The sequence below is a fragment of the Streptomyces sp. NPDC001717 genome (assembly GCF_042892775.1).
In the GTDB taxonomy this organism is placed as follows: domain Bacteria; phylum Actinomycetota; class Actinomycetes; order Streptomycetales; family Streptomycetaceae; genus Streptomyces.
This window is the reverse complement of the sequence record NZ_JBIAUK010000005.1, coordinates 327,182-341,497: the sequence shown is the minus strand read 5'-3', so window position 1 is coordinate 341,497 and position 14,316 is coordinate 327,182. Positions and strand designations below refer to the sequence as shown.

Annotated in this window: 14 protein-coding genes; 6 read left to right on the top strand and 8 right to left on the bottom strand. The window is 70.3% G+C overall.

The window, feature by feature from the left end:
* Position 1: 1 nt before the first annotated feature.
* Complete coding sequence (fabG, locus tag ACFYZL_RS12900; RefSeq protein WP_384758460.1) at positions 2-721, bottom strand: 3-oxoacyl-[acyl-carrier-protein] reductase; 720 nt, start codon at positions 719-721, stop codon at positions 2-4.
* A gap of 184 nt (positions 722-905) precedes the next feature.
* Here fabG and ACFYZL_RS12895 point away from each other — a divergent pair, with 184 nt between their 5' ends.
* The 3 genes from ACFYZL_RS12895 to tyrS all read left to right on the top strand — a co-directional run bounded on the left by ACFYZL_RS12895 (position 906) and on the right by tyrS (position 5,164).
* Positions 906-2,429: a TldD/PmbA family protein gene (locus ACFYZL_RS12895; protein WP_384758457.1), complete on the top strand. Its 1,524-nt coding sequence runs from the start codon at positions 906-908 to the stop codon at positions 2,427-2,429.
* Entirely contained in the window at positions 2,426-3,829 is a 1,404-nt protein-coding gene (locus ACFYZL_RS12890) for a metallopeptidase TldD-related protein (RefSeq protein ID WP_388678561.1), read from the top strand. Before ACFYZL_RS12895 ends, ACFYZL_RS12890 begins: the two co-directional genes overlap by 4 nt.
* Before the next feature lie 66 nt (positions 3,830-3,895).
* On the top strand, positions 3,896-5,164 hold the full coding sequence (gene tyrS, locus ACFYZL_RS12885) for a tyrosine--tRNA ligase (RefSeq protein ID WP_388678558.1): 1,269 nt from the start codon (positions 3,896-3,898) through the stop codon (positions 5,162-5,164).
* Between the two features lie 87 nt (positions 5,165-5,251).
* Here the strand turns inward: tyrS and ACFYZL_RS12880 are convergent, their stop codons facing one another.
* Positions 5,252-5,530 carry a GlsB/YeaQ/YmgE family stress response membrane protein gene (locus ACFYZL_RS12880; protein WP_384749552.1) on the bottom strand — a complete coding sequence of 93 codons (279 nt, stop codon included), beginning with the start codon at positions 5,528-5,530 and terminating at the stop codon, positions 5,252-5,254.
* A gap of 252 nt (positions 5,531-5,782) precedes the next feature.
* Between ACFYZL_RS12880 and ACFYZL_RS12875 the strand changes: the two genes are divergently transcribed.
* Together ACFYZL_RS12875 and ACFYZL_RS12870 are read left to right on the top strand one after the other, a co-directional pair.
* Entirely contained in the window at positions 5,783-6,061 is a 279-nt protein-coding gene (locus ACFYZL_RS12875; protein ID WP_384749554.1) for a DUF3099 domain-containing protein, read from the top strand.
* Positions 6,062-6,197: 136 nt separating this feature from the next.
* Complete coding sequence (locus tag ACFYZL_RS12870; RefSeq protein WP_384584339.1) at positions 6,198-6,446, top strand: hypothetical protein; 249 nt, start codon at positions 6,198-6,200, stop codon at positions 6,444-6,446.
* Between the two features lie 28 nt (positions 6,447-6,474).
* On the opposite strand, the gene moaA is transcribed toward ACFYZL_RS12870, so the two are convergent.
* The 3 genes from moaA to ACFYZL_RS12855 all read right to left on the bottom strand — a co-directional run bounded on the left by moaA (position 6,475) and on the right by ACFYZL_RS12855 (position 9,633).
* Entirely contained in the window at positions 6,475-7,464 is a 990-nt protein-coding gene (gene moaA / locus ACFYZL_RS12865; protein WP_384749549.1) for a GTP 3',8-cyclase MoaA, read from the bottom strand.
* Between the two features lie 178 nt (positions 7,465-7,642).
* The gene (locus tag ACFYZL_RS12860; RefSeq protein WP_384749546.1) at positions 7,643-9,271 is read right to left on the bottom strand and encodes a cation acetate symporter; all 1,629 of its coding nucleotides are present in this window, start codon (positions 9,269-9,271) and stop codon (positions 7,643-7,645) included.
* Entirely contained in the window at positions 9,268-9,633 is a 366-nt protein-coding gene (locus ACFYZL_RS12855) for a DUF485 domain-containing protein (RefSeq protein WP_384749544.1), read from the bottom strand. Before ACFYZL_RS12855 ends, ACFYZL_RS12860 begins: the two co-directional genes overlap by 4 nt.
* A gap of 257 nt (positions 9,634-9,890) precedes the next feature.
* Here ACFYZL_RS12855 and ACFYZL_RS12850 point away from each other — a divergent pair, with 257 nt between their 5' ends.
* A complete protein-coding gene (locus tag ACFYZL_RS12850; RefSeq protein ID WP_388678553.1) occupies positions 9,891-11,435 on the top strand; it encodes a S8 family serine peptidase in 1,545 nt (514 codons plus the stop codon).
* 70 nt (positions 11,436-11,505) lie between these two features.
* On the opposite strand, the gene ACFYZL_RS12845 is transcribed toward ACFYZL_RS12850, so the two are convergent.
* From ACFYZL_RS12845 to ACFYZL_RS12835, 3 genes are read right to left on the bottom strand one after another with little or no spacing between them, the layout of a single operon-like run.
* Positions 11,506-12,549, bottom strand: a complete 1,044-nt coding sequence (locus ACFYZL_RS12845) for a zinc-dependent alcohol dehydrogenase family protein (RefSeq protein ID WP_384749538.1) — start codon at positions 12,547-12,549, stop codon at positions 11,506-11,508.
* Between the two features lie 52 nt (positions 12,550-12,601).
* Complete coding sequence (locus ACFYZL_RS12840) at positions 12,602-13,324, bottom strand: lysoplasmalogenase (protein WP_388678550.1); 723 nt, start codon at positions 13,322-13,324, stop codon at positions 12,602-12,604.
* Positions 13,321-14,217, bottom strand: a complete 897-nt coding sequence (locus ACFYZL_RS12835; protein WP_384749532.1) for a sterol desaturase family protein — start codon at positions 14,215-14,217, stop codon at positions 13,321-13,323. The genes ACFYZL_RS12840 and ACFYZL_RS12835 overlap by 4 nt, the downstream gene beginning before the upstream one ends.
* Positions 14,218-14,316: the final 99 nt, after the last annotated feature.

Sequence of the window (14,316 nt, the reverse complement as noted above, 5' to 3'; positions counted from 1 at the left end):
ATCAGTGACCCATGCCCAATCCGCCGTCAACGGGAATGACGGCTCCGGTGATGTACGAGGCGGCGTCGGACGCCAGGAAGCTCACGGCCGCGGCGATCTCCTCGGGCTGCGCGTAGCGGCCGAGCGGCACCTGGCCCACGATGCCCGCGCGCTGCTCGTCGGTGAGCACCTTCGTCATGTCGGTGTCCACGAAACCGGGGGCGACCACGTTGAAGGTGATGCCCCGCGAGCCCAGCTCACGGGCGAGCGAGCGGGCGAAGCCGACGAGGGCGGCCTTGGAGGCGGCGTAGTTGGCCTGACCGGCCGAGCCGAGGAGTCCGACGACCGAGGAGATCAGGACGACGCGGCCCTTCTTGGCCCGGAGCATGCCCCGGTTCGCGCGCTTGACCACCCGGAAGGTGCCGGTGAGGTTGGTGTCGACGACCGCCGTGAAGTCCTCCTCGGACATGCGCATCAGCAGCGTGTCCTTGGTGATCCCGGCGTTGGCCACGAGCACCTCGACCGCGCCGTGCGCGTCCTCGATCTGCTTGTAGGCCTGCTCCACCTGCTCGGAGTCGGTGATGTCGCAGCGGACCGCCAGAACGCCGAGCGAGGTGAGCGCCTCCGGCGGCTCACCCGACCGGTACGTGATCGCGACCTTGTCTCCGGCCTCCGCGAAGGCTCGGGCGATGGCGAGGCCGATGCCCCGGTTACCTCCGGTGACGAGAACCGAGCGGCTCAACGGATCACCCTTTCGATAGCGGTCTGAATACCGAAAACCTATAGGTCCCATCCCCGGTACGGAGAATCGACCTCCGACAGGGCCTTGCGACGGGCTCTGTCGAGTCCCTACAGAAAGATGTAGGCACACGCGCCTCGATCGCGACATGATCGGGGCGACCGGCCCCGACCCCGGGAGGACTTCCGTGCCCCATTCCATCGACGCGGCCTTCACCGCGCTGCCCTTGCGGGCGCTCGCCGACGCGGCGCTCGCCCGGGCCCGTGCGCTGGGCTCCGAGCACGCCGACTTCCGGTTGGAGCGGATCCGCAGCGCCTCCTGGCGGCTGCGGGACGCCAAACCCTCCGGCGGGTCCGACACCACCGACCTCGGATACGCGGTCCGCGTCGTGCACGGGGGCAGCTGGGGCTTCGCCTCCGGGGTGGACCTGACCATGGACGGCGCCGCCAAGGTGGCCTCGCAGGCCGTGGCCATGGCGAAGCTGTCGGCGCAGGTGATCAAGGCCGCCGGTTCGGACGAACGGGTGGAACTGGCGGAGGAACCGGTGCACGCGGAGCGGACCTGGATCTCCGCCTACGACGTGAACCCCTTCGAGGTGCCGGACGCGGAGAAGGCGGAGCTGCTCGCCGACTGGAGCTCGCGGCTGCTGGCGGCCGAGGGCGTCGCGCACGTGGACGCCTCGCTGCTCGCCGTGCACGAGAACAAGTTCTACGCCGACACCGCCGGCACCGTGACCACGCAGCAGCGCGTGCGGATCCACCCGCAGCTCACGGCCGTCGCCGTCAACGCCTCCACCGGCGAGTTCGACTCGATGCGCACCATCGCCCCGCCCGCCGGGCGCGGCTGGGAGTACCTGACGGGGACCGGCTGGGACTGGAACGCCGAGCTGGAGGAGATCCCCGGCCTGCTCGCCGAGAAGATGCGGGCGCCGAGCGTGCAGGCCGGGCGCTACGACCTGGTCGTGGACCCGTCCAACCTGTGGCTCACCATCCACGAGTCCATCGGCCACGCCACCGAGCTCGACCGGGCGTTGGGCTACGAGGCCGCGTACGCCGGGACCTCGTTCGCCACCTTCGACCAGCTCGGCAAGCTCAGGTACGGCTCCCCGATCATGAACGTGACCGGTGACCGCACCGCCGAACACGGGCTGGCGACCATCGGCTTCGACGACGAGGGCGTCGAGGCGCAGAGCTGGGACCTGGTCAAGGACGGCACCCTGGTCGGCTACCAGCTGGACCGTCGCATCGCGAAGCTGACCGGCCTCGGGCGCTCCAACGGCTGCGCCTACGCCGACTCCCCCGGGCACGTGCCCGTGCAGCGCATGGCGAACGTGTCGCTCCAGCCGGATCCGGGCGGGCTGTCCACCGAGGACCTGATCGGCGGGGTGGAGCGCGGGATCTACGTGGTCGGCGACCGCTCCTGGTCGATCGACATGCAGCGATACAATTTCCAGTTCACCGGCCAGCGGTTCTTCCGCATCGAGAACGGCCGTCTGGCCGGGCAGCTGCGCGATGTCGCCTACCAGGCCACGACCACCGATTTCTGGGGCTCGATGGAGAAGGTCGGCGGCCCGCAGACCTATGTCCTGGGCGGCGCCTTCAACTGCGGCAAGGCCCAGCCGGGACAGGTCGCGGCGGTCTCGCACGGCTGCCCGTCCGCGCTGTTCCGCGACGTGAACATCTTGAACACCACGCAGGAGGCCGGCCGATGAGCACGCTTTCGAACGGACGCAGCAAGCCCCACGAGATCGTGGAGCGGGCCCTGGAGCTGTCCAGCGCCGACGGCTGCGTCGTCATCGCCGACGAGGAGTCGAGCGCCAACCTGCGCTGGGCGGGCAACGCGCTGACCACGAACGGCGTCACCCGCGGCCGGACGCTGACCGTGATCGCCACCGTCGACGGCAAGGAGGGCACGGCCTCGGGGGTCGTCTCGCGCTCCGCCGTCACGGCCGCCGACCTGGAGCCGCTGGTGCGGGCCGCCGAGGCCGCCGCCCGCGGCGCCGGGCCCGCCGAGGACGCACAGCCGCTGGTGACCGGGACCCCGGCCTCGCCGGACTTCACCGACGCGCCGGCCGAGACCTCCTCCGCGGTGTTCGCCGACTTCGCGCCCGCGCTCGGCGAGGCCTTCGCCCGGGCCCGTGCGGGCGGCCGGGAGCTGTACGGCTTCGCCAACCACGAGATGGTCTCGACGTACGTCGGCACCTCGACGGGGCTGCGGCTGCGCCACGACCAGCCCAAGGGCACCCTGGAGCTCAACGCGAAGTCACCGGACCGGCAGCGCTCGGCCTGGGCCGGCCGCGCCACCCGCGACTTCAAGGACGTGGACCCGACCGCGCTCGACGCGGAGCTCGCCGTACGGCTGGGCTGGGCGGAGCGGAAGATCGACCTGCCCGCCGGACGGTACGAGACGCTGCTGCCGCCCACGGCCGTGGCCGACCTGCTGATCTACCAGATGTGGTCGGCGGCGGCCCGGGACGCGACGGAGGGCCGGACGGTCTTCTCCAAGCCCGGCGGCGGCACCCGGATCGGCGAGAAGCTGTCCGAGCTGCCGCTGACCCTGCGCAGCGACCCGAACGCGCCGGGCCTGGAGTCCGCGCCGTTCGTGATCGCGCACAGCTCCGGGGACGACGCCTCGGTCTTCGACAACGGCATGCCGGTGCCGGCGACCGAGTGGATCCGGGACGGCGAGCTGACCCGGCTGACCACGACCCGGCACACCGCCGGGCTGACCGGTCTGCCGCTCTCCCCCGCGTTCGGCAACCTCATCCTGGACGGGGGCGAGGAGAAGTCCCTGGACGAGATGGTGGCCTCCACCGAGCGGGGTCTGCTGCTGACCTGCCTCTGGTACATCCGCGAGGTCGACCCGGCCACCCTGCTGCTCACGGGGCTGACCCGGGACGGCGTCTACCTGGTGGAGAACGGCCAGGTCGTGGGCGAGGTCAACAACTTCCGGTTCAACGAGTCCCCCGTGGACCTGCTGTCGCGGGCGACGGAGGCGGGGCGGACCGAGAAGACCCTGCCCCGCGAGTGGGGCGACTGGTTCACGAGGGCCTCGATGCCGCCCGTCCGCATCCCGGACTTCAACATGAGTTCGGTGAGCAAGGGCGTCTGACCGGCCTAGACTGATCTCTTGCAACTAAGTGTTGCAACTTCCCATCTCCGAAGGAGTCGAGAGATCGTGACGGACATCGTCGACGAACTGAAGTGGCGCGGGCTGTTCGCCCAGTCCACCGACGAAGAAGCGCTGCGCAAGGCGTTCGCGGACGGTCCCGTCACCTTCTATTGCGGCTACGACCCGACCGCGGCCTCCCTGCACGTCGGCCACCTGGTCCAGGTGCTCACGATGCGCCGGCTCCAGCTGGCCGGCAACAGGCCGCTGGCGCTGGTCGGCGGGGCCACCGGGCAGATCGGTGACCCGCGCCCGACCGCCGAGCGCACCCTGAACGACCCCGCGGTCATCGCCGAGTGGGTGAACCGGCTGCGTTCGCAGATCGAGCCGTTCCTGTCCTTCGAGGGCGAGAACGCCGCGGTCATGGTCAACAACCTGGACTGGACGGCGGGCATGTCCGCCATCGAGTTCCTGCGGGACATCGGCAAGCACTTCCGCGTCAACAAGATGCTGACGAAGGACTCGGTCGCGAAGCGGCTGGAGTCCGACCAGGGCATCAGCTACACCGAGTTCAGCTACCAGCTGCTCCAGGGCATGGACTTCCTGGAGCTGTACCGGCGCCACGGGTGCACCCTCCAGCAGGGCGGCTCCGACCAGTGGGGCAACCTGACGGCCGGCCTCGACCTGATCCACCGGGTCGAGCCGGAGGCGCACGTGCACGCGCTGGCGACCCCGCTGATGGTCAAGGCGGACGGCACCAAGTTCGGCAAGACCGAGGGCGGGGCCGTCTGGCTCGACCCGGAGCTGACCACGCCGTACGCGTTCTACCAGTTCTGGCTGAACGTGGACGACCGGGACATCTCCACCTACATGCGGATCCTGTCCTTCCAGAGCCGTGAGGAGCTGGAGGCGCTGGAGGCGCAGACCGCCGAGCGGCCGCAGGCGCGTGCCGCGCAGCGGGCGCTGGCGGAGGAGCTGACCACGCTGGTGCACGGCGCCGACCAGTGCGCCGCCGTGATCGCCGCGTCGAAGGCGCTGTTCGGTCAGGGCGAGCTGGCGGAGCTGGACGAGGCCACGCTGGCCGCGGCCCTGTCCGAGCTGCCGCGCGCCACGGTGGCGGAGCCGGGCCTGGTCGTCGACCTGCTCGCGGAGACGGGTCTGGTCCCGAGCAAGTCGGCCGGCCGCCGGACCGTGAAGGAGGGCGGTGCCTACGTGAACAACGTGAAGATCACCGCCGAGGACGCGGTCCCCGCCAAGGAGGACCTGCTCCACGGGCGCTGGCTGGTGCTGCGCCGCGGCAAGAAGAACCTGGCCGCGATCGAGGTCACCGGGGCCTGACGGCTGCCGCGGACCGAACGACACGGCGGAGGGGCCGGCACGGACGAACAGTCCGTGCCGGCCCCTCCGCCGCGTTCCGGGACGCGCTCAGGTCGTCTGGTGCTTGCCGCCCCGGACCGCCTTGTACCCCATCTCGCCCAGGCCGACGATGAGGACCGCTCCCGCGAGCTGCAGCAGGTGGCGGGTCCAGTCGATGCCCCGGGTGTCGGCCACGCCGATCCACGTGGCGACCGCGTTGCCCAGGACCGAGCCGATGATGCCGAAGAGGGTGGTCAGCCAGAGGGGCTGGTGCTGCTTGCCCGGCAGGATGGCCTTGGCAATCAGGCCCAGCACGAAACCGACGATGATCGCCCACAACCAAGACATGTCCCGCCTCCTCCTGGCGCGTTGTGCGCACGTGGGCCCAGTTTCGACCCGTACGGCGTAGCTCGCATTTCGGGCGGGCCCGTTCGGGCGAGCCTGCGGGGCACCCCCTCTCCTCGCCGCCGCGGACGCGGCGTACCGTGGGATGCGTCCGGACCGGGGAACGTCCGGCGGGTGATCAGGTGGTGGAGCGTGACAGGGACGAAGCGGCAGAAGCGGAACGGGACCGAGGTCTTCCGGATCACCGGGGCGCGGATGGCGCTCGCGGAGGACGTACGGGGCCGCCAGCGCAGATACGTCATCTCGATGGCGATCAGGACGCTGTCGGTCATCGCGACGGTGCTCTTGTGGAATGTGCAGCGCCCTGTGGCGATCGTGACGCTCGTGGCGGGCGCCCTGCTCCCCTATGTCGCGGTGGTCATCGCCAACGCGGGGCGCGAGTCGACCCCCTCCCTGCCGTCCCACTTCATCCCGAGCCCCGTACGGCCCGCGCTGGACGCGGGAAACCTCAGGAAAAGCTCAGATCAATCATGAAGTTCCGGTGCACCGCACCGGGTCCTGCGTGACATACTGCTCACGCGCTCCGCATCCCCCGTCGGAGCGACGGACCGACGCCGGGCAGCTCCCCCCGTGGCTGCTCGGCGTCGCCTTTCCGTTCTAGGGTTGGGCCGTGACTTCCTCTGACTTCTCCGGCCCCGACGAAACCCCCACCTGCTCCGCCAAGGGCTGCCGCGACGCCGCCGTATGGGTCCTGGCGTGGAACAACCCGAAGCTGCACACGCCGGAGCGGCGCAAGACCTGGCTGGCGTGCGAGGAGCACCGCGAACACCTGTCCCAGTTCCTGGGGGTCCGCGGTTTCCTCAAGGACGTCGTGAAGCTCGACGAGTGGGTGCAGCCGGAGGGATCGGAGCGCCTCTAGACACCCCTGGCCCCGGCCGCCCGGCGGGTCAGCCGCCGATCGCCGACATCGGGCGGTCGGGCTGCGAGAAGGTCGGGAGGTCGAGGCCGGACCCGGCCTTCTTGCCCCACATCGCGACCTTCCAGAGCCGGGCGATCTCCTCGTCCGGGGCGCCCGAGCGCAGGGCCGCCCGCAGGTCCGATTCCTCGGTGGCGAAGAGGCACGTACGGACCTGGCCGTCGGCGGTGAGGCGCGTACGGTCGCAGGCGCCGCAGAACGGGCGGGTGACCGAGGCGATGACACCGACGGTGGCCGGGCCGCCGTCGACCACCCAGCGCTCGGCCGGGGCGGAGCCGCGCTCGTCGGCGCCTTCCTCGGTGAGCGTGAAGCGGGTGCGCAGGGACTGCAGGATGTCCCCGGCGGTGATCATGCCGTCGCGCTTCCAGCCGTGCTGGGCGTCGAGCGGCATCTGCTCGATGAAGCGGAGCTCGTACTCGTTCTCCACGGCCCAGGCCAGCAGGTCGGGGGCCTCGTCGTCGTTCAGGCCGGGCATCAGCACGGCGTTGACCTTGACGGGGGTGAGGCCGGCCTCGCGGGCCGCGGCCATGCCGTCGATGACGTCCTGGTGGCGGTCGCGGCGGGTGAGGGTCTTGAAGACCTCGGGCCGCAGGGTGTCCAGGGAAACGTTCACGCGGTCCAGGCCGGCCGCCTTCAGCGCCGTCGCGGTGCGCTTGAGGCCGATCCCGTTGGTGGTGAGGGACATCTTGGGGCGGGGCTCCAGGGCCGCGCACCGTTCGACGATCCCGACCAGGCCGGGGCGGAGCAGGGGCTCGCCACCGGTGAAGCGGACCTCGGTGATACCGAGCTGCGTGACCGCGATGCGGATCAGCCGGACGATCTCGTCGTCGGTCAGGAGGTCGGACTTGCCCAGCCACTGCAGGCCCTCTTCGGGCATGCAGTAGGTACAGCGCAGGTTGCACCGGTCGGTGAGCGAGACCCGCAGGTCAGTGGCCACGCGGCCGTACGTGTCGAGAAGCACTGTTGGCCCCCTCCCCTGTCCGGAAGTAGAGGTACGCGCGACAGTGGATCTACCTCACGCGTTCTACATCCGAGACTACGGGACGTGTGTGTCGGGCAGAGCTGCCCGAATGAACGAGACGTAACGTGGCCGCGTCGTAAAAAGGTACGACGCGGCCACGCTGGGTGTTCGGACGATCTCAGTGAGCCCCTGTTCCGGTGAGGGAGCGCACTTCCAGCTCGGCGAACTTCTGCGGGTCGGCCTGCTCCCTGGACAGGACGGTTCCCAGCCATCCCAGCAGGAAGCCGAGGGGGATGGAGATGATGCCGGGGTTCTCCAGGGGGAACCAGTAGAAGTCGGCGTCCTTGAACATCGAGGTGGGCTTGCCCGAGACGACCGGCGAGAACAGCACCAGGCCCACCGCCGAGATCAGACCGCCGTAGATCGACCAGAGCGCGCCCTTGGTGGTGAAGCGCTTCCAGAAGAGGCTGTAGAGGATCGTCGGCAGGTTGGCGGAGGCGGCGACCGCGAAGGCGAGGGCGACCAGGCCGGCGACGTTCATGTCGCGGGCGAGGGCCCCCAGGAAGATGGCGACGGCCCCGATGACCACGGTGGACCAGCGGGCGGCGCGCACCTCCTCCTTCTCGGTGGCCTGGCCCTTGCGGATGACGTTGACGTAGATGTCGTGCGCGAAGGACGAGGACGAGGCCAGGGTCAGGCCCGCGACCACCGCGAGGATGGTGGCGAAGGCGACCGCGGAGATCACGGCCAGCAGGATGGCGCCACCGGTGGATCCGGCGCCGCCGCCGATCTCCTGGGCGAGCAGCGGGGCCGCCGTGTTGCCCGCCTTGTTCGACGCCAGGATGTCGGCGCGCTTGAGGAGGGCCGCGGCACCGAAGCCGAGGGCGATGGTCATCAGGTAGAAGGCCCCGATGATGCCGATGGCCCAGTTCACCGACTTCCGGGCGGCCTTGGCGGTGGGCACGGTGTAGAAGCGGATCAGGATGTGCGGCAGTCCGGCGGTGCCCAGGACCAGGGCGAGGCCGAGCGAGATGAAGTCCAGCTTGGTGAGCGAGTCCTTGCCGTACTTGAGTCCGGGCTCCAGGAACTTCGCGCCCTGGCCGCTGTTCTCGGCCGCCTGGCCCAGCAGGGCGGAGATGTTGAAGTTGAACTTCACCAGCACCAGGAAGGTGATCAGCAGGGCGCCCGCGATCAGCAGGACCGCCTTGATCATCTGGACCCAGGTGGTGCCCTTCATGCCGCCGATGGTCACGTAGACGATCATCAGGACGCCGACCAGCGCGACCACGGCCACTTTGCCGCCGTCGCTGGTGATGCCCAGGAGCAGCGAGACGAGCACGCCGGCGCCGGCCATCTGGGCGAGCAGGTAGAAGATCGAGACGACGATGGTGGAGGTGCCGGCCGCGGTGCGGACGGGCCGCTGGCGCATCCGGTACGCGAGGACGTCGCCCATCGTGTAGCGGCCGGAGTTGCGCAGCGGCTCGGCGACGAGCAGCAGGGCGACCAGCCAGGCGACGAGGAAGCCGATGGAGTAGAGGAAGCCGTCGTAGCCGAAGAGGGAGATGGCTCCGGCGATGCCGAGGAACGAGGCGGCGGACATGTAGTCGCCGGAGATGGCCAGGCCGTTCTGGAAGCCGGTGAACTGGCGGCCGCCCGCGTAGAAGTCGGCGGCGTCCTTGGTCTGGCGGCCGGCCCAGATCGTGATGATCAGGGTGGCGACGACGAACAGACCGAACAGGGTGATGATCAGCGGGCGGTGCTCGCTCGCACCCGTCGCGAGCGTGGTCGCGTGGAGCGTCGCGCTCATTCCCCGGCCTCCATCCGCGCCTTGATGGCCGAGGCCTTCGGGTCGAGCTTGGAGGCCGCGTGGCGCGAGTACAGCCAGGCGATGAGGAAGGTCGTCGCGAACTGGGCGAGGCCCAGGACCAGGGCGACGTTGACGTTGCCGAAGAGCTTGGTCCCCATGAAGCCGCCCGCGTAGTTGGACAGCAGCACGTAGAGCAGGTACCAGGCGATGAAGGCCACGGTGAGCGGGAAGGCGAAGGAGCGGTAGGAGCTGCGCAGTTCGGCGAACTCCGCGCTCTGCTGGACGCGTGCGAAGTCATCGGCCGTGGGGCCTGCCGGTGGCGTTCCCGCGCTGCCCGGGGGCGGCGCTGCTTCGGTGGTCACGGGGGGCTCTCCTTGTGACGCGGGTGCAGGGGGGAAGACGGACAAAACAACCTCCGTGTGGGGGGACGGTAGTGCTGATCCCCCCTGTCAACGGCACGTACGACGTGTCGCGACGGTTCAACACCCGCTGATTCTTGGGGAACTGATTTCTCGAACTGATGGCGGAGAAGGGAACGAGAACGCTAGGTTCGCCTGTCATGAACCCGTCCGTCGCGACCGCGCACGGACGGCTTTTTCAAGGATGATCTGGAGAACCCATGGCTCATCTGGGATCCGGCCGCCGGCGTGCCCTCGCCGTACCGGTCGGCCTGGCGCTCACCGCCTCGCTCGCCTTCCTGCCCTCGGTCGCGGCCTCCGCCGCCCCGCTGGGCAACACGGCGGAGACGGCCGCGGCATCGAAGGCCGAGACGACCGGCCCCAAGCTGTCGTACGTGGCGAACCTGAACTCGTACGCCACGGTGAAGGCCGCGAAGAAGGCCATCGAGCGGGCCGGTGGAACGGTGGTGACGTCCTATGAGCAGATCGGCGTCATCGTCACGCACTCGCAGAACCCGGACTTCGCCAAGACGCTGCGCGCCAACCGCGGCCTCTTCGTCTCGGTCGGCGCCACCCGCACGGCCCCCCTCCAGACGGTGCAGACCACCGAGGAGGGCACCACGCAGAAGCTGAGCGCGGCGGACGCCGCGAAGGCGACCGCGGTCGCCCAGGAGGGTCAGGAGCCGCTGGAGCCCAACCAGTGGGACCTGCGGGCGATCAAGGCCGATCAGGCACACAAGATCAACGATGGCAGCCGGAACGTCACGGTGGGCGTCATCGACACGGGTGTGGACGACACCCACCCCGATCTGGCCCCGAACTTCTCCAAGGAGCAGTCGGCCAACTGTGTCGGCGGTGTCGCGGACACCACCGACGGCGCCTGGCGCCCGTACCCGGACGGCAGCGACCACGGCACCCACGTGGCCGGCACCATCGCCGCCGCGCGCAACGGTGTCGGTGTCAGCGGTATCGCGCCCGGCGTGAAGGTGGCCGGCATCAAGGTGAGCGAGCCCGGCACCAGCCTCTTCTTCACCGAGGCGGTCGTCTGCGGCTTCATGTTCGCCGCCGAGAAGGGGATCGAGGTGACCAACAACAGCTACTACGTCGACCCCTGGTACTTCAACTGCAAGACGGACGACGACCAGAAGGCGCTGGTGGAGGCCCTCACCCGGGCGAGCAAGTACGCCGAGCGCAAGGGCGTGCTCAACGTGGCCGCGGCAGGCAACGAGAACTGGGACCTGTCCGCCGACTCGATCGTCGACGACACGAGCCCGGACGACGCCACCCCGGTGCCGCGCACCATCGACCCGAAGGTCTGCCTGGACCTGCCCACTCAGCTCCCGGGCGTGGTCACGGTCTCGGCGACGGGTGACAAGGGCCTGCGCTCGTACTACTCCAGCTACGGCCTCGGCGTCGTGGACGTGGCCGCCCCCGGTGGCGACAAGTGGCAGGTGCCGGCCACCCCGGACGCCAACGGCCGCGTGCTGTCCACCCTCCCGGGCGGCGGGTACGGCTACAAGCAGGGCACCTCGATGGCCACCCCGCACGTGGCGGGCGTCGCGGCGCTCCTCAAGAGCGCGCACCCGTCGGCCACTCCTTCGCAGCTCCAGGCGATGCTGAAGGCCCAGGCCACGAAGACGGACTGCCCGACGCAGATATACGACGCCACGGGCGCGCTGATCAACGCCACCACCTGCCAGAGCAAGTGGGGCCAGACGGGCTACTACGGCTACGGCGTGGTCGACGCGCTGAAGGCCGTCAAGTAACCGGCTGATACGGGAAGGGCCGGGCGGGAACCATCCCGCCCGGCCCTTCTCCGTACCTCCGTACGCGAGCTCAGGGCTTGATCAGCACCTTGAGCGCGCTGCGGTCGTCCATCGCCCGGTAGCCGTCCGGGACCTCGTCCAGGGACACGGCGCGGTCGAAGACCGGCGACGGGTCGATGGCCCCGCTCAGCACGTCCTCCAGCAGCTCCGGGATGTACGCGCGGACCGGGGCGACGCCGCCGCGCAGGGTGATGTTGCGGTCGAACATCACGCCGAGGTCGAGGCCGGTGCCGCTGCCGTGCGGGACGCCGACGTAGCCGATGGCCCCGCCGTCGCGGGTGATGTTCACGGCGGTGCGCATGGACTGCTCGGTGCCGACGGCCTCGATGACCGCGTGCGCGCCCTGGCCGCCGGTCAGCTCGCGGACGGCCGCCTCTGCCGCTTCGCCGCGCTCGGCGACGACGTCGGTGGCCCCGAAGAGCTTGGCGATGTCCGTACGGACCTCGTGGCGGCCGAGGGCGATGATCCGGTCGGCGCCGAGGCGCTTGGCGGCGAGGACGCCGCACAGGCCGACGGCGCCGTCACCGACGACGGCGACCGTGGAGCCCTTGCGCACCCCGGCGCCGAGCGCCGCGTGGTGGCCGGTGCCCATGACGTCGGAGAGTGCGAGCAGCCCGGTCAGCAGGTGGTCGTCGGAGACGGCGTCCGCGGGCAGCTTCACCAGCGTGCCGTCGGCGTGCGGGACGCGGACGGCCTCGCCCTGGCCGCCGTCGAAGCCGACCGAGCCCCAGAAGCCGCCGTGCACGCAGGAGGTGTAGAGCCCCTCGGAGCAGTAGTCACAGGTGCCGTCGGACCACATGAAGGGGGCGACGACCAGGTCGCCGGCCTTCAGCCCGCTCACGGCGGAGCCGGTCTCCTCGACGACGCCGAGGAACTCGTGGCCGATGCGCTGGCCGGGCTGCCGCGCGGCCTCGCCGCGGTAGGCCCACAGGTCGCTGCCGCAGATGCAGGCGCGCAGAACGCGGACGACGGCGTCCTCGGGGCGCTGGATCGCAGCGTCGGGCACCTCCTCCACGCGGATGTCGTGCGGGGCGTGGATGACGGTGGCGCGCATGGTGGTGCAGTCCTCCGGATCGGGGAAATGGTTGAGTCTTGTAAGACTCCCCCTACCGTACGCCTGCTTCCCGCGTGGTCGTGCCGTCGGCCGCGGCACCGGTCTCGCGGGTGATCGCGCCGGTGATCGCGCCGGTCGCCAGCAGGTACTGGGCGACCACGTACGTGGCCATGATCCAGAAGTCCGGCCGGGGCAGCTGGGGCCATGCGGCGACGCCGGTGGCGATGAGGGTGTCCGAGAGCAGGAACAGCGCCCCGCCGATCCCGGCCCGCGCGCCCAGCGAGCTGGAGCGGTAGGCCATGGCGGTGAGCAGCAGGCTGTAGCCGGCGACCGGGATCCGCAGGTCGGCCGGGAGGTCGGCCCAGAGCATCGCCACGGTCCCGACGAGCGCGAGGACGTACGCGCCCCCGAGCAGCGGGTTCGCGGCCCGCTTGCCGAAGAGCACGAGGTAGCAGACGTGCCCGACGGCGAAGGAGCCCATGCCGACGAGGAAGGCGGCATCGGCGTCGAAGAGCAGGGCGAGGTCCCCGCCCCAGCCGAACAGCAGGGCGGCGACCAGCAGCCGGGGCGCGCCGCGCACGATCACGTACGCGACGAGCAGCGGCATCAGCAGCGGCTTGGCGATGACGTGGCCGAGGTGCCAGCCGGCGAGCAGCGAGCCGAGGTCGACGGCGGTGGCCACGGCGAACCCGCCGAGCAGGATCCGCGCGGCGGTTCCGGCTCCCGCGGGGGCGGGCCGCGCCCAGGACGGCGTACGGGACTGGCCGGCGCTCACGCGGCACGCTCCGGCGTCTGCGCGGCCGGGGCCTCGGTCTGCGCGGGGACCGGGGCCGGGGCCGGGGCCGGCTGCCAGCCGGGGCCGCGGAAGACGCGCCCGGCCCGCTCGCGCCAGCCGTCGGCGGCCTTCACGTCGCGGGCGATGGCGGCGTACTCGTGGGTGGCCACGCGCAGCGGGTTGTAGGTGTCGATGTTCTTGGTCAGACCGAAGACGGGCTTGTCGGTCTCGCCCACCCAGGATCCGAACATCCGGTCCCAGATGATCAGGATCCCGCCGAAGTTGCGGTCCAGGTAGCCGCCCTGGGAGGCGTGGTGGACGCGGTGGTGGGACGGGGTGTTGAAGACGAACTCGACGGCCCGGGGCAGCTTGTCTATCCGTTCGGTGTGGATCCAGAACTGGTAGACGAGGTTGACGGAGTAGCAGAACGCGATGGCGGCCGGGTGCACGCCGAGGGCGATCATCGGCAGGTAGAACGGCCAGGAGGTGCCGCTCGTCCACGGCTGGCGCAGGGCGGTGGTGAGGTTGAACTTGCGGCTGCTGTGGTGGACGACGTGGCAGGCCCACAGGATGCGGATGACGTGGTGGCCGCGGTGCTGCCAGTAGTAGCAGAAGTCCTGGGCGAGCAGCATGAGCGGGAAGGTCCACCACAGGAACGGCACGCGCAGCGGGGTCAGCTCGTACACGGCGGTGTAGATCGCGACGACCGGGATCTTCCACAGCAGGTCGAAGCCGATGCTGCCGAGCCCCATGCCGATGCTGGTGACGGCGTCCTTGGTCTCGTACCCGGCGGCGTCCTCGTCGGGATGGATGCGGTAGCTCACCAACTCGACGACGGTGAGCAGCACGAAGGCGGGTATGGACCACAGCACGACATCGGGCAGGTTCGGCATGTCCGCACCATAGAGGCGGTCTCCGGGGTGCCGCTAGAGGTTGTTACCGATCGGTATCCATCGGGGTTACCGGGGGTTCGGGGAGGGTGGGGAATGACG

What these genes read in the sequence shown, in the direction of transcription:
- ACFYZL_RS12890 (WP_388678561.1), top strand. Translation starts at nt 2,426, where the DNA reads ATGAGCACGCTTTCGAACGGACGCAGCAAGCCCCACGAGATCGTGGAG.
- ACFYZL_RS12880 (WP_384749552.1), bottom strand. Translation starts at nt 5,530, where the DNA reads ATGTCTTGGTTGTGGGCGATCATCGTCGGTTTCGTGCTGGGCCTGATT.
- ACFYZL_RS12875 (WP_384749554.1), top strand. Translation starts at nt 5,783, where the DNA reads ATGGCGCTCGCGGAGGACGTACGGGGCCGCCAGCGCAGATACGTCATC.
- ACFYZL_RS12860 (WP_384749546.1), bottom strand. Translation starts at nt 9,271, where the DNA reads ATGAGCGCGACGCTCCACGCGACCACGCTCGCGACGGGTGCGAGCGAG.
- ACFYZL_RS12850 (WP_388678553.1), top strand. Translation starts at nt 9,891, where the DNA reads ATGGCTCATCTGGGATCCGGCCGCCGGCGTGCCCTCGCCGTACCGGTC.
- ACFYZL_RS12845 (WP_384749538.1), bottom strand. Translation starts at nt 12,549, where the DNA reads ATGCGCGCCACCGTCATCCACGCCCCGCACGACATCCGCGTGGAGGAG.
- ACFYZL_RS12835 (WP_384749532.1), bottom strand. Translation starts at nt 14,217, where the DNA reads ATGCCGAACCTGCCCGATGTCGTGCTGTGGTCCATACCCGCCTTCGTG.